The sequence below is a fragment of the Rhodobacter capsulatus genome (assembly GCF_003254295.1).
In the GTDB taxonomy this organism is placed as follows: domain Bacteria; phylum Pseudomonadota; class Alphaproteobacteria; order Rhodobacterales; family Rhodobacteraceae; genus Rhodobacter; species Rhodobacter capsulatus.
The window spans coordinates 318,407-337,510 of the sequence record NZ_QKZO01000002.1; the positions used below are offsets into that span (position 1 = coordinate 318,407).

Consider the following 19,104-nt stretch of genomic DNA (forward strand, 5'->3'; position numbering starts at 1 on the left):
CTCAGCGCTCCAGGGCCTTCCTGACCGCGTGATAGGATGCCTTGGGGGTGCGCTGCAAGCTTTCGAAATCGACATAGACCAGACCGAAGCGGCCCGAATAGCCCTCGGCCCATTCGTAATTGTCCAGAAGCGACCAGGCGTAATAGCCCGCAAGCGGCACCCCCGCGGCGATCGCGGCGCGGCAGGCCTGCAGATGGGCGGCCAGATAGGCGATGCGGTCGGCGTCGACGCAGCGGCCATTGATCAGCCGGTCCTCGGCCGCCATGCCGTTTTCGGTGATGTAAAGCGGTGTCGTGCCGGTGTAGTCGCGCTGCAGCCGGATCAGCAGATGGCGCAGCCCATCGGGGCAGATTTCCCAGCCCAAAGCGGTTTGGGGAAGCGGACCGGGCCGCTCGGAAGTGCCGGGCCAGGGACCGGCGGCGGGCGCGATGCGCTTGGCGGTGTAATAGTTGATCCCGAACCAGTCCAAGGGTGCTGTGATGGTGGGGAAATCCTGCTCCCAGCCCTTGGGCAGATGGGGGGCGAAGCCTTCCAGAACCTCCTCGGGGTAGCGGCCCAGAAACATCGCCTCGACGAAGAAGCGGTTGAAGATCGCGTCGTAACGCCTTGTCGCCGCGTGACATTCCGGGGTATCTTCTGCGGGCAGGGCATGTTCGAAATTGCACACGGCGCCAAGGTTGCTGACCCCCTCGGCACGCAGCACGCCGATCGCCGTGCCATGCGCCAGACAAAGGTGATGCATCGCCCGGGCCGTCGCGCGGATGTCGCGCAGGCCCGGTGCATGCAGGCCGAGGAAATGCGAGAGCCAGCCCACGCACCAGGGCTCGTTGATCGGCGCAACCGACCAGAGCCGGTCGCCCAGCCGCTGCGCGATGATGCGGGTGAAATCGCCAAACCATTGCGCCACGTCGCGGTTGCGCCAGCCGCCCAGATCGGAGAGCGCCGCGGGCAGTTCCCAATGGTAAAGCGTCAGCGCCGGTTTCAGCCCGCGCTCCAGCAGGCCATCGACCAGCCGGTCGTAGAAATCGAGCCCCTCGGCATTCACCGCGCCGCGGCCCTCGGGCAGGACGCGCGCCCAGGAGGTGGAAAAGCGATAGGACTCAAAGCCCGCCGCCGCCACAAGATCGAGATCCTCGGCCCAGCGGTGGTAGTGATCACAGGCGCGGGCGCCGGTGTCCGCCCCCTTCACATTGCCCGGCGTGGCGGCGAAAGTGTCCCAATGCGTCGGGCCTGCGCCGCCGAACCCATGCCCCTCGATCTGATAGGAGGAGGTGGCGGCACCAAACAGGAAGCCTTGCGGAAAGGCCTGGCGCGGGGGCAGGGCGGTCATGGATTTTCTCTCAAAGACAGAAGGTTGCGGGCCGGTCCTGTGGAGCTTCCGACGACCAGAACCGCTTCGAGCAGCTCCGAGGCGGGCTCGGGCGGCGGCGCCTCGATCATCCGCAAGAGCATCGTGGCACAGCGCCGCCCGGCCTCGCGCACCGAAGAGCGGGTGGCGGTGAAGATCGGTTCCTCGGCGCCGTTCTTCAGATAGCCAAGCTCGTCGTCATGGGTGACGATCGAGACATCGCGGCCCATGACCAGACCTTCCTCCCACAGCGCGCGGCGCACCCCCATGGCCGAAAGCAGCGAGGAGGTCAGGAAAGCCGTGGGCGGCTCGTTCCGGCGCAGCATGGCGCGGGCGGCATCATGGCCCTGCGCCTCGGTCATCTCGCCCGCCACCATCAGGCCGGGATTGGCGGTCAGATCGGCCGCCGCCAGCGCGCGCTCGAAGCCGCGGCGGCGGCGCAGCGCGAAATCCATCGTCTCGATCCCGTTCACCAGCGCGATGCGGCGGTGGCCAAGGTCGAGCAGGAACCGCGTCGCCCGTTCAAAGGCGCGGGAATTGTTCACGTCGACAAAGGCATAGGGCCGTGTGATGCCCGAGGCGCGGCCATGCACGACAAAGGGCAGGCCCAGATCCTCGAGCAGCGCGATCCGCGCATCGCCCGCCCGCGGCCCGTGCAGGATGATGCCATCGACATTGCCCTTGGAGCGGATCTCGCGATAAGCGCGGTCCTGATCGGCGTCGGGCACGAGGGTCAGAGCCATGTCATAGCCCGCCCGCGCATAGACCTCGCCGGCGCCGGCGATGAAATCGGCAAAGACCGGATTGACGATCTCGTGCTGGGTCGAAATCGGGATCACATGGCCGATCGCCATCGCCCGGCCGGTGGCCAGCCGCTTCGCCTGGGTGTTCGGCCTGTAGTTGTGCTGCCGCGCCGCCGCCTCGACCCGGGCCCGCGTCGCCTCGGCGACTTCGGGAAAGCCGTTCAGCGCCCGGCTGACGGTGGTCGGCGAAAGCCCCAAATGCTGCGCGAGGTCTTTGAGAGTCATGGCGGGGTCCGGCGTGACCGCTATTCAAAGCGGTTTGGATGGGGCAAGCGTAATCCTCTTGCCCGGGGGGCGTCAATCGGATCGTGGCGCGGTGACGGATGCTGCCATTGCAGCATGAATCCGCGTGAGTGCTGCAACTGCAGCTTGTGCCGCGGTTGACTTTGAAACCGCTTTGGAGGACGCTTTCGCATCCAAAGCGCTTTGGGGTTGAGTCGGATTGCCCCGGTCAGCAGGGGTCAAGGGCCGGGGGGCCGGTCTCGGGAGGACGCAATGACGAAACATCTTTTGCTGGGCGCAGTGGTGCTTGCGCTGGCCACCTCGGGGGCGCTGGCGCGCGAGATGAAATTCGCCCCGGGGGAGGATGCCCGGTTTCATTGGGACAGTTTCGACAGCTTCAAGGCGCGCCACGACCTGACGGGGCAGAAGCTGGTGATCGACGGTCCCTGGGGCGGGGTGGACAAGGCGCTGTTCGAAACCGTGCTGGCGGCTTTCGAGGCGGCGACCGGGGCGCGTGTTGATTATAACGGCGGTGACGGCTTCGAGCAGCGGATCATGGTCAATGTCGAGGCCGGATCGCCGCCCGATATCGCGGTGGTGCCGCAGCCGGGGCTGGCCGCGGATCTGGCGCGGCGGGGCAAGCTCGTGCCCTTGGGGGCAGAGGCGCAGGCTTGGCTGGCCGGGAATTACGCCGCCGGGCAAAGCTGGGTCGATCTGGGCAGCTATGCCGGGCCCGATGGCACGAAGGCGCTTTATGGCCTGTTTTACAAGATCGACCTGAAATCGCTGGTCTGGTTCAGCCCCGAGAATTTCGAGGATGCGGGCTATGAGGTGCCGCAGACGATGGAAGAGCTGAAGGCGCTGACCGAGAAGATCGTGGCAGACGGCGGCACGCCCTGGTGCATCGGGCTGGGGTCTGGTCCCGCGACGGGCTGGCCCGCGACCGACTGGGTCGAGGACATGATGCTGCGCAACAACACGCCCGAGGATTACGACGCCTGGACGACGAATGCGCTGCCCTTTACCGACCCCAAGGTTCTGGCCGCGATCGACGATTTCGGCTGGTTCGCAAAAACCGACGCCTTTGTGGCCGGGGGCGCGGGGGCCGTGGGCGCGACCGATTTCCGCGACAGTCCGAAGGGGCTCTTCACCTCGCCGCCGCAATGCTACTTGCACCGGCAGGCCTCCTTCATCCCGAGCTTCTTCCCCGAAGGCACGCAGATCGGCGAGGATGTCGATTTCTTCTATTTCCCGGCCTATGCGGGCAAGGATCTGGGCAAGCCGGTGCTGGGGGCGGGCACGGTTTTCGTGATGACGCGGGAAAGCCCGGCCGCCAAGGCCTTTTTCGACTTCCTGCAAACGCCGATCGCGCATGAGATCTGGATGGCGCAGACCGGCTTCCTGACGCCGCTGAAGACGGTGAACCCCGAGGTTTACGGCGATGCGACGCTGAAGAAGATGGGCGAGATCCTGCTCAACGCCTCGACCTTCCGCTTTGACGGCTCGGATCTGATGCCGGGGGCCGTTGGCGCGGGCACGTTCTGGACCGGCATGGTCGACTACGTCGGCGGCAAGGACAGCGCCAGCGTCGCGGCGCAGATCCAGAAATCCTGGGACGCGATCAAGTAAGCGCAACCGACGGGGCCCGTCGGGCGGCGTGCCTCAAACGCTTCGGGGAGGGGGCGGATGGATCAGACCTTGATCGCGCAGGCGGTCTCGGCGGTGTCGACCATCGTCACTGGCGTCTTCGGCTGTGTCGCCTGGTTCTGGCTGTCGAACCTGGCGCTGGATGCGGTGCTGCCGCCGCGCGGGCCGAAGATCGGCCGCAATCTGGCGCGGGCGGCGGCGATCCGGCCCTGGCTTTTTCTGGGGCCGGCGCTGATCGCCCTGGCGGTCTATCTGGTCTATCCGATCTTCGTTTCGATCTGGCTCTCTTTTCATGACAGCCGCGGCGAGACCTTTGTGGGGCTGTCGAACTACCGCTGGCTTCTGGCCGATGGCAAATTCCATGAATCCTTGCGCAACAATGCTTTGTGGCTCGTTTTTGTGCCGACTTTGGCGACGCTTTTCGGCCTTGTTGCCGCCGCCTTGACCGATCGCATTCGCTGGGGGAATGTCGCGAAATCGCTCATCTTCATGCCGATGGCGGTCTCTTTCGTCGGCGCCGCAGTGGTGTGGAAATTCGTCTATGACTACCGCGGCGAGGGACAGGCGGAGATCGGTCTGCTCTCGGCTCTGGTGACTTCCTTTGGCGGCACGGCACGCGCTTGGCTGACGGTGCCGGGCTGGAACTCGTTCCTGTTGATGCTGGTGCTGATCTGGATCCAGACCGGCTTTGCCATGGTGATCCTCTCGGCGGCGCTGCGCGGTATCGCCGAGGAAACTATCGAGGCCGCGACGATCGACGGGGCCACGCCGGTGCAGATCTTTTTCCGCATCAAGGTGCCGCAGATCTGGGGCACGATTGCGGTGGTGTGGACCACGATCACCATCACCGTGCTGAAGGTCTTCGACATCGTGCTGACGATGACGAACGGGCAATGGGGCACGCAGGTGATGGCCAACCTGATGTTCGACTGGATGTTCCGGGCGAATGACACCGGGCGGGCCTCGACCGTGGCGCTGGTGATCATGGCTCTGGTGACGCCGATCATGGTCTGGAACATCCGCAATGCGAACCGGGAGATGCATGGATGAGGGCACGGGGCGCAGAGGGCCTGGCCGGGCGGTCTTCGGCGCTGGTCTGGGCGGTCAATCTGGCGGCGGCGGCGCTGGTGCTGCTCTGGACGATCCCGACGCTGGGCTTGCTGGTATCGTCGTTCCGCGACCGTGACCAGATCATCACCTCGGGCTGGTGGCGGGCCGCGTTTTCGGCCACGGCCACCGATTTCGTGCGCGCCGGAACGGCCGCGGACAAGAATCGGGAGGGCGATGTTTTTGTCATATCCCGCAATGTCTTGCCGCCGAAAGCTGAGCTGAAATCCTGGGGGGTGTCGTCAAAGGCGCCCGCCGCCTATGCCCCCGGAGAGACGGCCGAGCTGAAGGACGGGCAACGTCTGACGGTTGCAGAAAATGGCGATTATCGGTTGACCTCTCCGACAGCTTTTGCCGAGGGGCGCGGCATGCGGATCTTCGTCACCACGGTCGCCCCACCGCGTCTGACCACTGAGAATTATGCCCGTGTGATCACAGCCGAGGGGATCGGACGGGCGTTCTTGAACACGATGACGGTGACGATCCCGGCAACGGTGATCCCGATCCTGATCGCCGCCTTTGCCGCCTATGCCTTGGCCTGGATGCGGTTTCCGGGCCGCGCGCTTTTGGTGGCGGTGATCGTCGGGCTTCTGGTCGTGCCGCTGCAACTGGCGCTGATCCCGCTTTTGAAACTGCACAATCAGATCGGCCTCAATCAAAGCTACCTCGGCATCTGGCTCGCCCATACCGGCTTCGGCCTGCCGCTCGCCATTTACCTTTTGCGCAACTACATGGTCGGCCTGCCGCGCGAGATCATCGAGTCGGCCCGCGTCGATGGCGCCACCGAATTCCAGATCTTTCGCCGCATCGTGCTGCCGCTCTCCTTCCCGGCGCTCGCCTCCTTTGCCATTTTCCAATTCCTCTGGGTTTGGAACGACCTCCTCGTAGCCACTGTTTTCCTTGGGAATTCCACCGATACCCAGGTGATGACCGGGGCTTTGCGCGCGCTTTTGGGCTCGCGCGGCGGCGATTGGGAAATCCTGGCGGCCTCGGCTTTCGTCTCGATCGCGGTGCCGCTTTTCGTCTTCTTTGCGTTGCAGAAATATCTGGTGCGCGGTCTTCTGGCCGGCTCGGTGAAAGGTGGCTGAATGACCTTCCTTGAGAAATCCCCCGACTGGTGGCGCGGTGCGGTGATCTATCAGATCTACCCGCGCAGCTTTCAGGACACCAATGGCGACGGGGTCGGCGATCTGCCCGGGATCACCCAGCGGCTGGATCATGTGGCGCGCCTTGGCGTCGAGGCGATCTGGATTTCGCCCTTTTTCACCTCGCCGATGAAGGATTTCGGCTATGATGTCAGCGATTATTGCGATGTCGATCCGCTTTTCGGCACGCTGGCCGATTTCGATGCGCTGATCGCGCGGGCGCATGATCTCGGACTGAAGGTGCTGATCGACCTTGTGCTCTCGCATACCTCCGACCACCATCCGTGGTTTCAGGAAAGCCGCCAAAGCCGGACGAACCCGAAAGCCGACTGGTATGTCTGGGCCGAGCCGAAACCCGACGGCACGGCGCCGAACAACTGGCTGTCGATCTTTGGCGGTCCGGCGTGGCAATGGGATGCCCGGCGCGAGCAATACTATCTGCACAATTTCCTGACCGCGCAGCCCGATCTGAATTTCCATTGCCCGGCGGTGCAGGAGGCGCTTCTGGCCGTGGCGAAGTTCTGGCTGGATCGGGGGGTGGATGGCTTCCGGCTCGATACGATCAACTTTTATATGCATGATGCCGCGCTGCGCGACAACCCGCCGCTGCCGGTCGAGGAGCGCAACGATCAGACCGCACCAAAAGTTAATCCCTACAATCACCAGCGCCATATTTACGACAAGAACCACCCGCAGAACATTGTTTTTATGCGAAAATTGCGCAAACTGATGGAGGGCTACAGGGCCGCCGCCGTGGGCGAGATCGGCGACAGCCAGCGCGGCCTCGAGATCCTGGGCGAATACACTTCGGGGACGGATGCGATGCAGATGTCCTACGCCTTCGAGCTGCTCTCGGGCCATGCGCCGCTTGCGGCCGAGCATATCGCCGAGGTCTTCCGCAAGCTCGAGACGGTCGCCCCCGAAGGCTGGGCCTGCTGGGCCTATTCGAACCATGATGTTGTGCGGCACATCAGTCGCTGGTCGCTCTCTGATCCGGCGGTGCGGTGCTATACGACGTTGCTGATGTGCCTCAAGGGCTCGGTCTGCCTCTATCAGGGCGAGGAACTGGGCCTGCCCGAGGCCGAGATCGCCTATGAGGATCTGCAGGACCCCTATGGCAAGGAATTCTGGCCCGAGTTCAAGGGCCGCGATGGCTGCCGCACGCCGATGGTCTGGCAGGGCAACGAACCGCAGGGCGGGTTTTCGACGGCGAAACCCTGGTTGCCGGTTCCCGCCTCCCATTGCGCGCTCGCGCCTGATGTCGTCGAAGGCGATCCCGGGGCACTGATCCACCATTATCGCCGGGCGATTGCGCTGCGCCAGGCCCATCCGGCGCTGCGGTCGGGCGCGATGACCGCGATCGCGGCCGAGGCGGGCGTGCTGCGGTTTTTGCGCTCGGAAGGTGAAACCGACCTGCTTTGCCTGTTCAACCTGACCGATAATCCGGCACCTGTCAGCTGTCCGGGGGAATGGGACGCGGTCGACGGCGCCGGTCCGGTCGCGGGTGTGGTGGCGCTGCCTCCTTGGGGCCATGCGATCTTGCGCCGGAGCGGAGGCCGCCATGGCTGATCTGAAACTGACCGGCGTCGGCAAATCCTATGGCGAGGTGGATGTGCTCAAGGACATCGACCTCGACATCAGGGCGGGCGAGCTGATCGTTTTCGTCGGCCCTTCGGGCTGCGGAAAATCGACTCTTTTGCGGATGATCGCGGGGCTGGAACGGATCACTTCGGGCGAATTGCGCATCGATGGTGTGCGGGTGAATGACATGCCGCCCGCGCAGCGCGGCATTGCGATGGTGTTTCAAAGCTACGCGCTTTACCCGCATATGACGGTGCGCCAGAACATGGAATTCGCCCTGAAGATTGCGAAGAAGCCCCGGCAAGAGATTGACACCGCTGTCGAAAATGCAGCCCGCATCCTGCAGCTGACGCCCTTTCTCGACCGGCTGCCGAAGGCGCTTTCGGGCGGGCAGCGTCAGCGCGTGGCCATCGGCCGGGCGATCGTGCGCGATCCCAAGGTCTATCTGTTCGACGAGCCGCTCTCGAATCTTGATGCCGCGCTGCGCGTCGCGACGCGGATCGAGATCGCGCAGCTGAAGGAAGCGATGCCCGAGCGCACGATGATCTATGTCACCCATGATCAGATCGAGGCGATGACGCTGGCCAGCCGCATTGTCGTGCTGGCGAACAAGGGCATCGCCCAGGTCGGCACGCCCTTGCAGCTTTATGAGCACCCCGAAACCGAATTCGTCGCGCAATTCATCGGCTCGCCGCAGATGAACCTGCTGCCGGGTGTGATCACGGCCACCGGGATGCGGACTGTGATCACGCTGGACGGGGGCGGCACGGCGGAATCGACTGTGCCGACGACCGGCGCCGATCTGGGATTGCGTGTCAATATCGGCGTGCGGCCCGAGGATCTGACCGTGATCACAACCGGGGGGCTTTTCACCGGCACGGTCGAGATCGTCGAGGCGCTTGGCGAGGTGACGCTGCTTTACTTTGCGGCGCAGCCGGGGGCGCCACATGTGATCGCGAAACTGCCGGGCATTCATGCCGGTCTGCGCCATCAGACGGTTCGCCTGACTGCGGCGCCGGAAAAGGTGCATCTGTTCGACGCCGGTCGGTCGCTTCTTTATCGCTGATGTCGCAAACCGCGCATGAAGCCGCGCCGTCGTCAGGTAAAACGGGGAAAGACCCAAGCGGAGGTGCGCGATGAGCGAAGAGATCGAACAGGCGGCAGGCGGACGGCGGGCGCGTGGCGGTGGCGGGGCGGCCCGGCGGGCGGAACGCACGGCTGTCCGGGTCGAATTCGCGAAATACATCGAGCGCAACATCCCGAACCTCGAGATCCTGAACGAGGAAGCGCTGCAGCTGATCGAAGCCAATGCCGAGACGGTGCTGGAAGAGATCGGCGTCAATTTCGTCGAGAACCCGGCGGCGCTGGATCGCTGGCGCGCGGTGGGCGCCGATGTGCAGGGCGAGCGCGTGCGCTTCCCGAAGGGCCTTGCGCGCGCGCTGTGCAAGACCGCGCCCGCAAGCTTCGTGCAGCATGCCCGCAACCCCGAGCGCAATGTCACCATCGGCGGAAAAAGCCTTGTGCTGGCGCCGGTTTACGGGCCGCCCTTCGTGCGCGATCTGGAGGGCGGCCGACGCTATGCGACGATTGCCGACTTCCGCAATTTCGTGAAGCTGGGGCAGATGTCGAAATATCTGCACCATTCGGGCGGCACCGTCTGCGAACCGACCGATGTGGCGGTGAACAAGCGTCACCTCGACATGCTGCACGCCCATATGACGCTGTCGGACAAGCCTTATATGGGCTCGGTCACCGAACGCTCGCGCTGCGTCGATTCGATCGAGATGTCGAAGATCCTCTTTGGTGAGAAATTCGTCGACGAAAACACGGTGATGACCTCGCTCGTCAACATCAACTCGCCGCTGACCTTCGATCCGATCATGATGGACGCGCTGGAGGTCTATGCCGCCGCCAATCAGGCCTGCATCGTCTCGCCCTTCATTGTCGGCGGCGCGATGGCGCCGGTGACGGTTGCGGGCACGCTGACGCAGGTGCTGGCCGAGGTGATGGTGGCCGTCGCCTACAGCCAGATCATCCGCAAGGGGGCGCCGGTGATTTTCGGGGCCTTCGTGACCTCGATCGACATGAACTCGGGCGCGCCGACCTTTGGCACGCCCGAGGCGGCGCAGATCACGCTGGGCGCCGGGCAACTGGCGCGGCGGATGGGCCTGCCGTTCCGTTCGGCGGGCGCGTTCTGCGGCTCGAAACTGCCCGATGCGCAGGCCGCCTATGAGACGGCGAACACGCTCAATATCGGCCTGCTCTCGGGCGTCAACTTCATGCTGCATGCCTGCGGCTGGCTCGAAGGCGGTCTGGTCTCGTCTTACGAGAAATACGTGATGGATGCCGATCAGCTGGGCGTGCTGCATCGCCTGGCGGCCGGGATCGACATGAGCGCGAACGGTCAGGCGATGGAGGCTTTGCGCGAGGTCGGCCCGGGCGGTCACTTTCTGGGCTGCGGGCATACGCAGGCCAACTTCAAGGATGCGTTCTGGAAAACGGATCTCTTTGATTACAAGCCCTTCGAGACCTGGGACGAGGAAGGCGCGCGCGACACCGCGACGCTCGCAAGCGTGCGGGTGAAGAAGATGCTGGGCGAGTATCAGGCCCCGGCGATCGATCCGGGCCTCAACGAGGCGCTGGCCGATTATGTCGCCCGGAAAAAGGCCGCGGTGCCGGACGCCTTCCTGTAAGAACACGGCCGGAACACGCCGCGTGCCAAGTCGCAATTCCCCCCGGGCGCCGCGCGTCCGGGGGTTTTCGTTGCGCCAAAGGCGGTGGACGATCCCTGCGGGGCTCTTTATGATCCGCGTCCGAAAGGCGATTGCCCTTGTCGACATTCAGCATCGCCCCGGGATCGATTTCGGATTTCCGGGGCATTGAAAGCGGAAAACACCTTCGATGACGTCAAGCTGTCCCCCGGGCGCCGTTCCTGAAATATCTATGAAACAAGGTCTTGCGGGGCTTTCCTCACATGCGCGCCTGTCGGTTGCGCCGATGCTCGACTGGTCCGATCGGCATTGCCGGGTCTTTCACCGGATGATCTCGCGCCAGGCGCTGCTTTACACCGAGATGGTCACCGCCCCGGCGGTGATCCATGGCAAGCGCGCGCAGCTGCTGGATTTCAGCCCGGCCGAACATCCGGTGGCGCTGCAGCTTGGCGGCTCCGATCCGGCCGAACTGGCCGAAGCCGTGCGGATCGCGCGCGACTGGGGCTATGACGAGATCAACCTGAATGTCGGCTGCCCCTCGGACCGGGTGCAATCGGGGGCTTTCGGGGCGATGCTGATGAAGACGCCCGATCTGGTCGCCCGCTGTGTCGCGGCGATGCGGGACGCCGCCGCGGTCGAGGTGACGGTGAAATGCCGGATCGGCGTCGATGATCAGGTCCCCGAAGAGGTGCTGCCCGCCTTTCTGAAAACCGTCTCCGAGGCCGGGGTCACCCGGTTCATCCTGCATGCCCGCAAGGCCTGGCTGCAGGGGCTGTCACCAAAGGAAAACCGCGAAATCCCGCCGCTCGACTATCCGCTTGTCCATGCGATGAAGCGCGAATTTCCGCATCTGCATCTGAGCCTGAACGGCGGGGTGGCGACGCTCGATCAGGTCGAGGCGCATCTGGCCGCGGGGATGGACGGGGTTATGGTCGGCCGCGCCGCCTATCAGGAGCCGATGGCGGTTCTGGCGGGCGCCGATGTCGCGCTTTGGGGGCAGGGCGAGGTGCTTTCGGCCGTCGCGGTCGCCGAGGCGATGAAGCCCTATATTGCCGATCATCTGGCGGCGGGCGGGCGGCTGCACCAGATCACCCGGCACATGCTGGGCCTGTTTCACGGCCGGCCCGGGGCGCGCGGCTGGCGGCGCGTGCTGTCCGAGGGGGCGACGCGGCCGGGCGCGGGCCTGGCCCTTTACGATCAGGCGCTGGCCGAAGTGACGCGCGAGGCGTAAGATGGACTCTCTGACGACGATCCTGCCGCTTTTCGCGATCCTGCTGGCGGTCGGCGCTGTCGCCGGGGTGCTGGCGGGGCTGCTGGGGGTGGGCGGCGGCATCGTGCTTGTGCCTGCCTTCTTCTATCTTTTCAACGGGCTGGGCTATGGTTCCGATGGGCTGATGCAGGTCTGCGTCGCCACGTCGATGGCGACGATCATCATCACTTCGACGCGCTCGGTCACCGCCCATGCCCGCAAGGGCGCGGTCGACTGGCAGCTTCTGCGCGACTGGGCGCCCTTCGTGGCGGCGGGGGCGCTGGCCGGGGTGGTCCTTGTCTCGCATCTCGACACCCATGCGCTGACGGTCATCTTCGGCACTTTGGTGATGGCGATCGCGCTTTACATGGCCTTCGGCAAGCAAGGCTGGCGCATCGCCGAGGGGATGCCGGGGCCGGGATTGCGGCTTTGGTTCGGGCCGTTGATGGGGGCGGTGTCGGTGCTGCTCGGCATCGGCGGCGGCTCGATCTCGACGCCGATGCAGACGCTGCACGGCATCCCGATGCACCGCGCCGTGGCGACCTCGGCGGGCTTCGGCGCGATCATGGCGGTGCCCTCGACCGTGGCCTTTCTGCTGACGCCGGTCGAAAACGCGCCGCCCTATACGGTGGGGGCGATCAACATTCCGGCGCTGCTGGTGATCGGCGCCACCACCGCCGTCACCGCCGCCTGGGGCGCTGCACTCGCGCATCGGCTCGATCCGAAACCGCTCAAGCGCATCTTCGCGGGCTTCCTGATGCTGGTCGCGCTGAACATGCTGCGCAAGGCGCTGTTCTGAGCGCCGGAAGGGGTCCGGGGAAGGCAAGGCCGTCCCCGGTCGGGGGGTTCGGGGGGCCGAGGCCCCCCGATTTCCCCTCAAAGCCCGGTGCGTTTCGCCGCGTCCCAAAGCGCATCCATCTCGGACAGATCGCTGTCGGCGGGCCGCTTGCCCGCCTTCGCCAATTTCGCCTCGATGAAGGCAAACCGCCGGGTGAACTTGCCATTCGCCGCGCGCAGACAGGCTTCCGCATCCAGCCCCAGATGCCGCCCCAGGTTCACCATCACGAACATCAGATCACCATATTCCTCGGCGATTTCCGCGGGGCCAAGCGTCTCCCGGGCCTCGACCAGCTCGTTCGCCTCCTCTACGATCTTCGCCACCACCTCGGCGGTCGAGGGCCAATCAAACCCCACCCGCGCCGCCCGCTTTTGCAGCTTCAGCGCCCGCGTCAGCGCCGGAAGCCCCAGCGCGACGCCATCCAGCACCCCGGTCTCGGCCTTGGCCGCGCGCTCGGCGGATTTGATTTTCTCCCAATCTTCCGTCTGTTGCGCGGCGCTCTTGAGACGGCTTTCGTCCCCGAACACATGCGGATGCCGGGCGATCATCTTCGCATTGATCCCGCGCAGCACATCAAGCAGCGAAAAATGCCCGGCCTCGGCCGCCATTTGCGCGTGAAAGACCACCTGAAGCGCCAGATCGCCCAATTCGCCCGAAAGCTCGCCCCAGGCCTCGCGCGCGATCGCATCGGCGACCTCGTGCGCTTCCTCGATCGTATAGGGGGCGATACTGGCGAAATCCTGCTCGATATCCCAAGGGCAGCCGGTCTCGCGATCGCGCAGACAGGCCATGATCGCCGCCAGCCGCTCGGTTTCCGCCCCCACGCTGTCGGTTTGCACGAAGATCCCCGGATCGGTCGGTTTCGCCATTGCCTCTTGCCCCCTGCAGGTCCATCTAATCCAGTATCGCTTTCCAAAACCCAGAGTCCACCATGCCCGTGATCAACCGCATTGCCGCCCTTGCCCCCGAGATGAAGGAATGGCGGCAGTGGCTGCACCGTCACCCCGAACTGGAATTCCAGCTGCCGAAGACCGCCGCCTTCGTGGCCGAACGGCTGCGCGAAATCGGCGTGGACGAGATCCACGAGGGCATCGCCACTTCCGGCATCGTGGCGCTGATCCGGGGCCGTCAGGACGGGCCGGTGATCGGGCTGCGCGCCGACATGGACGCGCTGCCGATCGACGAGATCACCGGGGTCGATTATGCCTCGGAACACGAAGGCAGGATGCATGCCTGCGGCCATGACGGCCACACCACGATGCTGCTGGGTGCGGCCAAGTATCTGGCCGAGACGCGGAATTTCGCGGGCACGGTGGCGCTGCTCTTTCAGCCCGCCGAGGAAGACGGCGGCGGCGGCGAGGTGATGGTGCGCGAAGGCGTGATGGAGCGCTTCGCGATCACCGAGGTTTACGGCATCCACAACGCGCCCAATCTGCCCTTTGGCCATTTCCACACCACCCAGGGCGCGCTGATGGCCGCGGTCGATACCGCCTGGGTCACGGTGACGGGGCGCGGCGGGCATGGGGCGACGCCGCATGAATGCATCGACCCGATCCCGGCGATCACCGCGATGGTCGGATCGTTGCAGACGATCGTCTCGCGCAATCTTTTCGCGATGGATGAGCTGGTCGTCTCGGTGACGCAGATCCATGTCGGCACAGCGAACAACATCATCCCCGAAACCGGCTGGTTCTGCGCCACGATCCGCTCCTTCACCCCCGATGTCCGCGCCATGGTCGAGCGCCGCTTCCACGAGATCGTCGAGGGCACGGCGGCGGCCTTTGGCGTCTTGGTCGAGATCCGCTATGACAAGGGCTATCCGCCCACCATCAACGATGGCGAAAAGGCCCGCTTTGCCGCCGAGGTGGCGCGCGAGGTCTCCGGCCCCGAGGCGGTGAAGGACGATGCCGGGCGCGAAATGGGCGCCGAGGACTTTTCCTACATGCTCGAGGCACGGCCGGGCGCCTATCTCTTCCTCGGCACCGGGCCGGGGGCGGGGCTGCACCATCCGGCCTTCGATTTCAACGACGAGGCGGCGCCGATCGGCGCGAGCTTCTTCGCCCGGCTGGTCGAGCGCGCGCTTCCGACCCGCTGAGGCGGGGGCTCTGCCCCCGTCCGCAAGCGGCGCCCCCGGGATATTTGCGCCAAGGTGAAATCCAATCCGTTCCCTTTCACCTTGGTCCAAATATCCCGGGGGTGAATTCGGCGCAGCCGAAGAGGGGGCAGCGCCCCCTTTTTCCTGACACAACCGTGATCGCGGCTTCGGCCTGCCGCGACTGCCTTGCCATTGCGGGGGGCCGCGGCTAGGGTGCGCGCCGAAAACCGGGGCATCGCCCCCACGGCCCTAACGAAAGGACCATGCCATGTTCGTCTCTCCCGCCTATGCCCAGGATGCCTCTGCCGCCGCTGGTGGCCTGGCCGCCTTCGGCCAATTCGTGCCGCTGATCCTGATCTTCGTGATCATGTATTTCCTGCTGATCCGCCCGCAGCAAAAGAAAGCCAAGGAGCACAAGGCGATGGTCGACGCGCTGCGGCGTGGCGACATGGTGCTGACCCAGGCCGGCATCATCGGCAAGATCGTGCATCTGCGCGAAGATGGCGAGGTCGAGATCGAGATCGCCAAGGACATGAAGGTGCGGATGATCCGCAGCGCCGTCGTGCAGGTTCTGTCGAAGACTGAACCGGCCGCCAATACCTGACCTGATCCGGGGCCGCGCCGCCATGCTGCAGATTTCGCTTTGGAAGCGTCTAGTCATTCTGGGTCTGTGCCTTGCGGCATTGATCACGGCGGCGCCCAACATGTTCTATGCCCGGGTCGAGGGGCATAACGACGCCGTTTCCGCCTTCGAGAAGACCGGGGCGATGACCGAGACCCAGGTGGCCGCCAAGGCCGCCTGGCCCGATTGGGCGCCCTCGGCGCTGGTCAATCTGGGGCTCGATCTGCGCGGCGGCGCGCATCTTCTGGCCGAGGTGCATCTGGGCGAGGTCCACAAGGCCCGGATGGATGCGCTTTGGCCCGAGGCGCGCAAGGTTCTGGCGGCCGAACGCGCCACCATCGGCGCGATTCGGCGCGTGCCCTCGCCCGAGGGGGAATTGCGCATCCAGATCGGCGAGCGCGCGCAGATCGCCCGCGCCGTCGAAGCCGCCCGGACGCTGGCGAGCCCGGTGGTCAGCCTGACCGGGGTCGGCCAGTCCGACTACGAGGTGACGGCCGAGGGCGACACCGTCGTCTTCCGGCTCTCGGAGGCGGAACAGAAAGCCACCGATGACCGCACCATGCAGCAATCGCTGGAAATCGTGCGTCGCCGCGTCGATGCCGCGGGCACGCGCGAACCGACGATCATGCGCGAAGGCACCGACCGCATCCTGATCGAAGTGCCCGGCATCGGCTCGGCGCAGGAGCTGAAGGATCTGATCGGCACCACCGCCAAGCTGACCTTCCATCCGGTGCTCGGCACCACCTCGAATCCGAATGCGCCGGTCGCCTCGGGCAATGAACTTCTGCCCGATGCCGAACGGCAGGGGCTTTATCACCTGCTGGACGAAGTTCCGGTGGTGACGGGTGACGATCTGACCGATGCGCGCCCGACCACCGACGACAACGGCGCCCCGGCGGTGTCGTTCCGCTTCAATGTCAGCGGCGCGCGCGCCTTTGGCGATTACACCGCCAGCCATATCGGCGAGCCCTTCGCCATCGTTCTGGACGGCAAGGTGATTTCGGCGCCGACGATCCAGGCGCATATCGCGGGCGGATCGGGGATCATCACCGGCCGCTTCAGCATCGAGGAGGCGACCGATCTGGCGCTGCTTCTGCGCGCCGGTGCGCTGCCTGCAGGCATGACCTTCCTTGAGGAACGCACGATCGGGCCGGAGCTGGGCGCCGACAGCGTCAAGGCGGGGATGGTCGCCTCGCTCATCGGTTTTGCCGCGGTCGTGGTCTACATGATCGCCTCCTACGGGCTTTTCGGCTTCTTTTCCTCGGTGGCGCTGTTCATCAACATCGCCTTCATCTTCGCCGTGATGGGCGCGATCGGCGGCACGATGACCCTTCCCGGGATCGCCGGGATCGTGCTGACCATCGGCACCTCGGTCGATGCCAACGTGCTGATCTACGAACGCATGCGCGAGGAAATCCGCGCTGGCAAATCCCCCGTGCGGGCGATCGAGCTGGGCTTTGACAAGGCGATGTCGGCGATCATCGATGCGAACGTGACCTCGTTCCTGTCCTCGGCGATCCTGTTCGTGCTGGGGGCCGGGCCGGTGCGCGGTTTTGCCGTCACCACGATGATCGGCATCGCCGCCTCGATCTTCACCGCGATCTGGGTGGTCCGGCTGATGATCGTCATCTGGTACGGCTGGCGTCGTCCCAAGACCATCGTCATCTGAGGAGGAACCATCCATGGCTTTCCGTCTGAAACTGGTTCCCGAAAAGACCAACTTCGACTTTTTCCGCTGGCAATGGGCGACGTTCGGCGCGGCCGTGGTGCTGATGATCGCCTCGGTGATCCTGCCGCTGGTGATCGGGCTGAACTTCGGCATCGATTTCAAGGGCGGCACGACGATCCGCACCGAATCCACGACGGCGGTCGATGTCGGCGTCTATCGCGCCGCGCTGGAGCCGCTGGATCTGGGCGACGTGATCATCTCCGAGGTGCGCGATCCGAGCTTTCGCGCCGATCAGCATGTGGCGATGATCCGCATCCAGATGCAGGGCGATGGCCAGGGCGCCGAGGGGCAGGGCGCGCAGGGCCAGGAGCTGGTGAACAAGGTCGAGACCGCGCTGACCTCGGTCGATCCGGCGCTGCAGATCACCTCGTTTGAATCCGTCGGCCCCAAGGTTTCGGGCGAGCTGGTCTGGACCGCGGTTTGGTCGCTTTTGGCGGCGACCGTGGTGATCATGTTCTACATCTGGGTCCGGTTCGAATGGCAATTCGCGCTCGGCGCCGTGGTGGCGCTGGTGCATGACGTGCTGCTGACGGTCGGGCTTTTCGCCGTGCTGCAGCTGAAGTTCGACCTGACCACGGTGGCGGCGCTGTTGACGATCACCGGCTATTCGATCAACGACACCGTCGTCGTCTTTGACCGGCTGCGCGAAAACCTGATCAAATACAAGACGATGCCGCTGCGCGATGTGATGAACCTTTCGGTCAACGAGACGCTCTCGCGCACCGTGATGACCGGCATGACGACGCTTCTGGCGCTGGTGCCGATGCTGATCTGGGGCGGCGACGTGATCCGCGGCTTCGTCTTCGCCATGGTCTGGGGGGTGTTCACCGGCACCTATTCCTCGGTCTATGTGGCGAAGAACATCGTGCTGTTCATCGGGCTCGACCGCAACAAGGAGAAGAAGGACCCCTCGGACAAGTTCTTTTCCGGAGGGGCGCAAGATGCAAAGCCGTGAGGCGGGCTTCGGAGCGGCGCTGCCGATCGACGGCTACGGGCCGGGGTTCTTCCGCATCGCCGGGGCGGTGCACCCGGGCGGCCTTCTGATCCGCGCCGAGGCGGCGTCAGCCTGGACCGGCTTCGACGATCTTGCGGCGCTGCGCGCGCTGGCCGGGCAGGTTGATCTGCTGCTGTGCGGGATGGGTGCAGATATTGCGCATCTTCCCAAAGGCTTGCAGGTAGAACTTGAAGCGCTTGGACTGCTGGCCGAGCCGATGTCCACCCCCGCCGCCGCGCGCCACTACAATGTGCTTCTCTCCGAGGGCCGCCGCGTCGGCGCGGCCCTTTTGCCGATGCCGGGCGCGGTGCCGACGGCATGACGCTGCTCACCGTCGAAAATCTCACCGTCAGCCGCGGCGGCCTTGCCGTGCTGGAAGGGGTGAGTTTTTCGCTTGCTTCGGGCCATGCGCTGGTGCTGCGCGGCCCGAACGGGATCGGCAAGACGACGCTTCTGCGCACTTTGGCCGGGCTGCAACCGCCCTTGGCCGGGCGGGTGTCGATGCCGCCCGAGGGCATTGCCTATGCCGCCCATGCCGACGGGCTGAAGGCCACGCTTTCGGTGTGCGAAAACCTGCAGTTCTGGGCGGCGATCCATGCCACCGACGGGGTGGAGACGGCGCTGGCGCGGATGAACCTGCGGGCGCTGGAACACCGCGCCGCCGCAAGCCTCTCGGCCGGGCAGAAGCGCCGACTGGGGCTGGCGCGGCTTCTGGTCACCGGGCGTCCGGTCTGGGTGCTTGACGAACCGACGGTCTCGCTCGATGCCGCCTCGGTCGCGCTTTTTGCCGAAGCGGTGCGGGCGCATCTCGCCGAAGGTGGCGCGGCGCTGATGGCGACGCATATCGATCTGGGTCTGACCGAGGCCGCAATGCTGGATCTGGCGCCGTTCAAGGCCCGCCCGCCCGAGGCGGGCGGCCATCGCGGCGCCTTCGATCACGATTTTGACGGAGCCTTCCTGTGAGCCGCGGCGCCCGGATCCTGCCGCAAAAGGGCGTATTTGTGCCAAGAAGA

Annotated in this window: 17 protein-coding genes; 14 read left to right on the forward strand and 3 right to left on the reverse strand. The window is 65.2% G+C overall.

Features of this window, described 5'->3' with window-relative positions; all coding sequences use genetic code 11:
- Position 1: 1 nt before the first annotated feature.
- Both LY44_RS03880 and LY44_RS03885 read right to left on the reverse strand, forming a co-directional pair.
- Complete coding sequence (locus LY44_RS03880; protein ID WP_055208448.1) at positions 2-1,330, reverse strand: GH1 family beta-glucosidase; 1,329 nt, start codon at positions 1,328-1,330, stop codon at positions 2-4.
- Positions 1,327-2,376 carry a LacI family DNA-binding transcriptional regulator gene (locus LY44_RS03885; protein ID WP_055208447.1) on the reverse strand — a complete coding sequence of 350 codons (1,050 nt, stop codon included), beginning with the start codon at positions 2,374-2,376 and terminating at the stop codon, positions 1,327-1,329. Before LY44_RS03885 ends, LY44_RS03880 begins: the two co-directional genes overlap by 4 nt.
- Before the next feature lie 270 nt (positions 2,377-2,646).
- On the opposite strand from LY44_RS03885, the gene LY44_RS03890 reads away from it, so the two are divergent.
- From LY44_RS03890 to LY44_RS03925, 8 genes are all read left to right on the forward strand, one after another.
- Positions 2,647-4,002, forward strand: coding sequence for an ABC transporter substrate-binding protein (locus tag LY44_RS03890; protein ID WP_055208446.1), 1,356 nt, complete (start codon positions 2,647-2,649; stop codon positions 4,000-4,002).
- A 57-nt stretch (positions 4,003-4,059) separates the two neighbouring features.
- Entirely contained in the window at positions 4,060-5,070 is a 1,011-nt protein-coding gene (locus LY44_RS03895; protein ID WP_055208444.1) for a carbohydrate ABC transporter permease, read from the forward strand.
- The gene (locus LY44_RS03900; RefSeq protein WP_055208442.1) at positions 5,067-6,215 is read left to right on the forward strand and encodes a carbohydrate ABC transporter permease; all 1,149 of its coding nucleotides are present in this window, start codon (positions 5,067-5,069) and stop codon (positions 6,213-6,215) included. Before LY44_RS03895 ends, LY44_RS03900 begins: the two co-directional genes overlap by 4 nt.
- Positions 6,216-7,841, forward strand: a complete 1,626-nt coding sequence (locus LY44_RS03905; protein WP_055208440.1) for an alpha-amylase family glycosyl hydrolase — start codon at positions 6,216-6,218, stop codon at positions 7,839-7,841. It abuts the gene before it with no gap.
- On the forward strand, positions 7,834-8,919 hold the full coding sequence (locus LY44_RS03910) for an ABC transporter ATP-binding protein (RefSeq protein WP_055208438.1): 1,086 nt from the start codon (positions 7,834-7,836) through the stop codon (positions 8,917-8,919). Before LY44_RS03905 ends, LY44_RS03910 begins: the two co-directional genes overlap by 8 nt.
- Before the next feature lie 70 nt (positions 8,920-8,989).
- Positions 8,990-10,546: a trimethylamine methyltransferase family protein gene (locus tag LY44_RS03915; RefSeq protein WP_055256363.1), complete on the forward strand. Its 1,557-nt coding sequence runs from the start codon at positions 8,990-8,992 to the stop codon at positions 10,544-10,546.
- Positions 10,547-10,796: 250 nt separating this feature from the next.
- Entirely contained in the window at positions 10,797-11,795 is a 999-nt protein-coding gene (gene dusA / locus LY44_RS03920; protein WP_055208434.1) for a tRNA dihydrouridine(20/20a) synthase DusA, read from the forward strand.
- A gap of 1 nt (position 11,796) precedes the next feature.
- On the forward strand, positions 11,797-12,612 hold the full coding sequence (locus LY44_RS03925) for a sulfite exporter TauE/SafE family protein (RefSeq protein WP_055208432.1): 816 nt from the start codon (positions 11,797-11,799) through the stop codon (positions 12,610-12,612).
- Positions 12,613-12,689: 77 nt separating this feature from the next.
- On the opposite strand, the gene mazG is transcribed toward LY44_RS03925, so the two are convergent.
- Positions 12,690-13,520 carry a nucleoside triphosphate pyrophosphohydrolase gene (mazG, locus tag LY44_RS03930; RefSeq protein WP_055208430.1) on the reverse strand — a complete coding sequence of 277 codons (831 nt, stop codon included), beginning with the start codon at positions 13,518-13,520 and terminating at the stop codon, positions 12,690-12,692.
- A 62-nt stretch (positions 13,521-13,582) separates the two neighbouring features.
- Here mazG and LY44_RS03935 point away from each other — a divergent pair, with 62 nt between their 5' ends.
- From LY44_RS03935 to ccmA, 6 genes are all read left to right on the forward strand, one after another.
- Positions 13,583-14,746: a M20 aminoacylase family protein gene (locus LY44_RS03935; RefSeq protein ID WP_055208427.1), complete on the forward strand. Its 1,164-nt coding sequence runs from the start codon at positions 13,583-13,585 to the stop codon at positions 14,744-14,746.
- Positions 14,747-15,014: 268 nt separating this feature from the next.
- Positions 15,015-15,350 carry a preprotein translocase subunit YajC gene (gene yajC / locus LY44_RS03940; protein WP_111395955.1) on the forward strand — a complete coding sequence of 112 codons (336 nt, stop codon included), beginning with the start codon at positions 15,015-15,017 and terminating at the stop codon, positions 15,348-15,350.
- A 22-nt stretch (positions 15,351-15,372) separates the two neighbouring features.
- Complete coding sequence (gene secD / locus LY44_RS03945; protein ID WP_055208425.1) at positions 15,373-17,037, forward strand: protein translocase subunit SecD; 1,665 nt, start codon at positions 15,373-15,375, stop codon at positions 17,035-17,037.
- A gap of 13 nt (positions 17,038-17,050) precedes the next feature.
- Positions 17,051-18,052 (forward strand): protein translocase subunit SecF, encoded by a 1,002-nt coding sequence (gene secF, locus LY44_RS03950; protein WP_055208423.1) that lies wholly within the window; start codon positions 17,051-17,053, stop codon positions 18,050-18,052.
- Positions 18,039-18,413: an Mth938-like domain-containing protein gene (locus tag LY44_RS03955; RefSeq protein ID WP_055208420.1), complete on the forward strand. Its 375-nt coding sequence runs from the start codon at positions 18,039-18,041 to the stop codon at positions 18,411-18,413. The genes secF and LY44_RS03955 overlap by 14 nt, the downstream gene beginning before the upstream one ends.
- Positions 18,410-19,054, forward strand: coding sequence for a heme ABC exporter ATP-binding protein CcmA (gene ccmA / locus LY44_RS03960; protein WP_055208418.1), 645 nt, complete (start codon positions 18,410-18,412; stop codon positions 19,052-19,054). Before LY44_RS03955 ends, ccmA begins: the two co-directional genes overlap by 4 nt.
- The last annotated feature ends 50 nt before the right edge of the window (positions 19,055-19,104 follow it).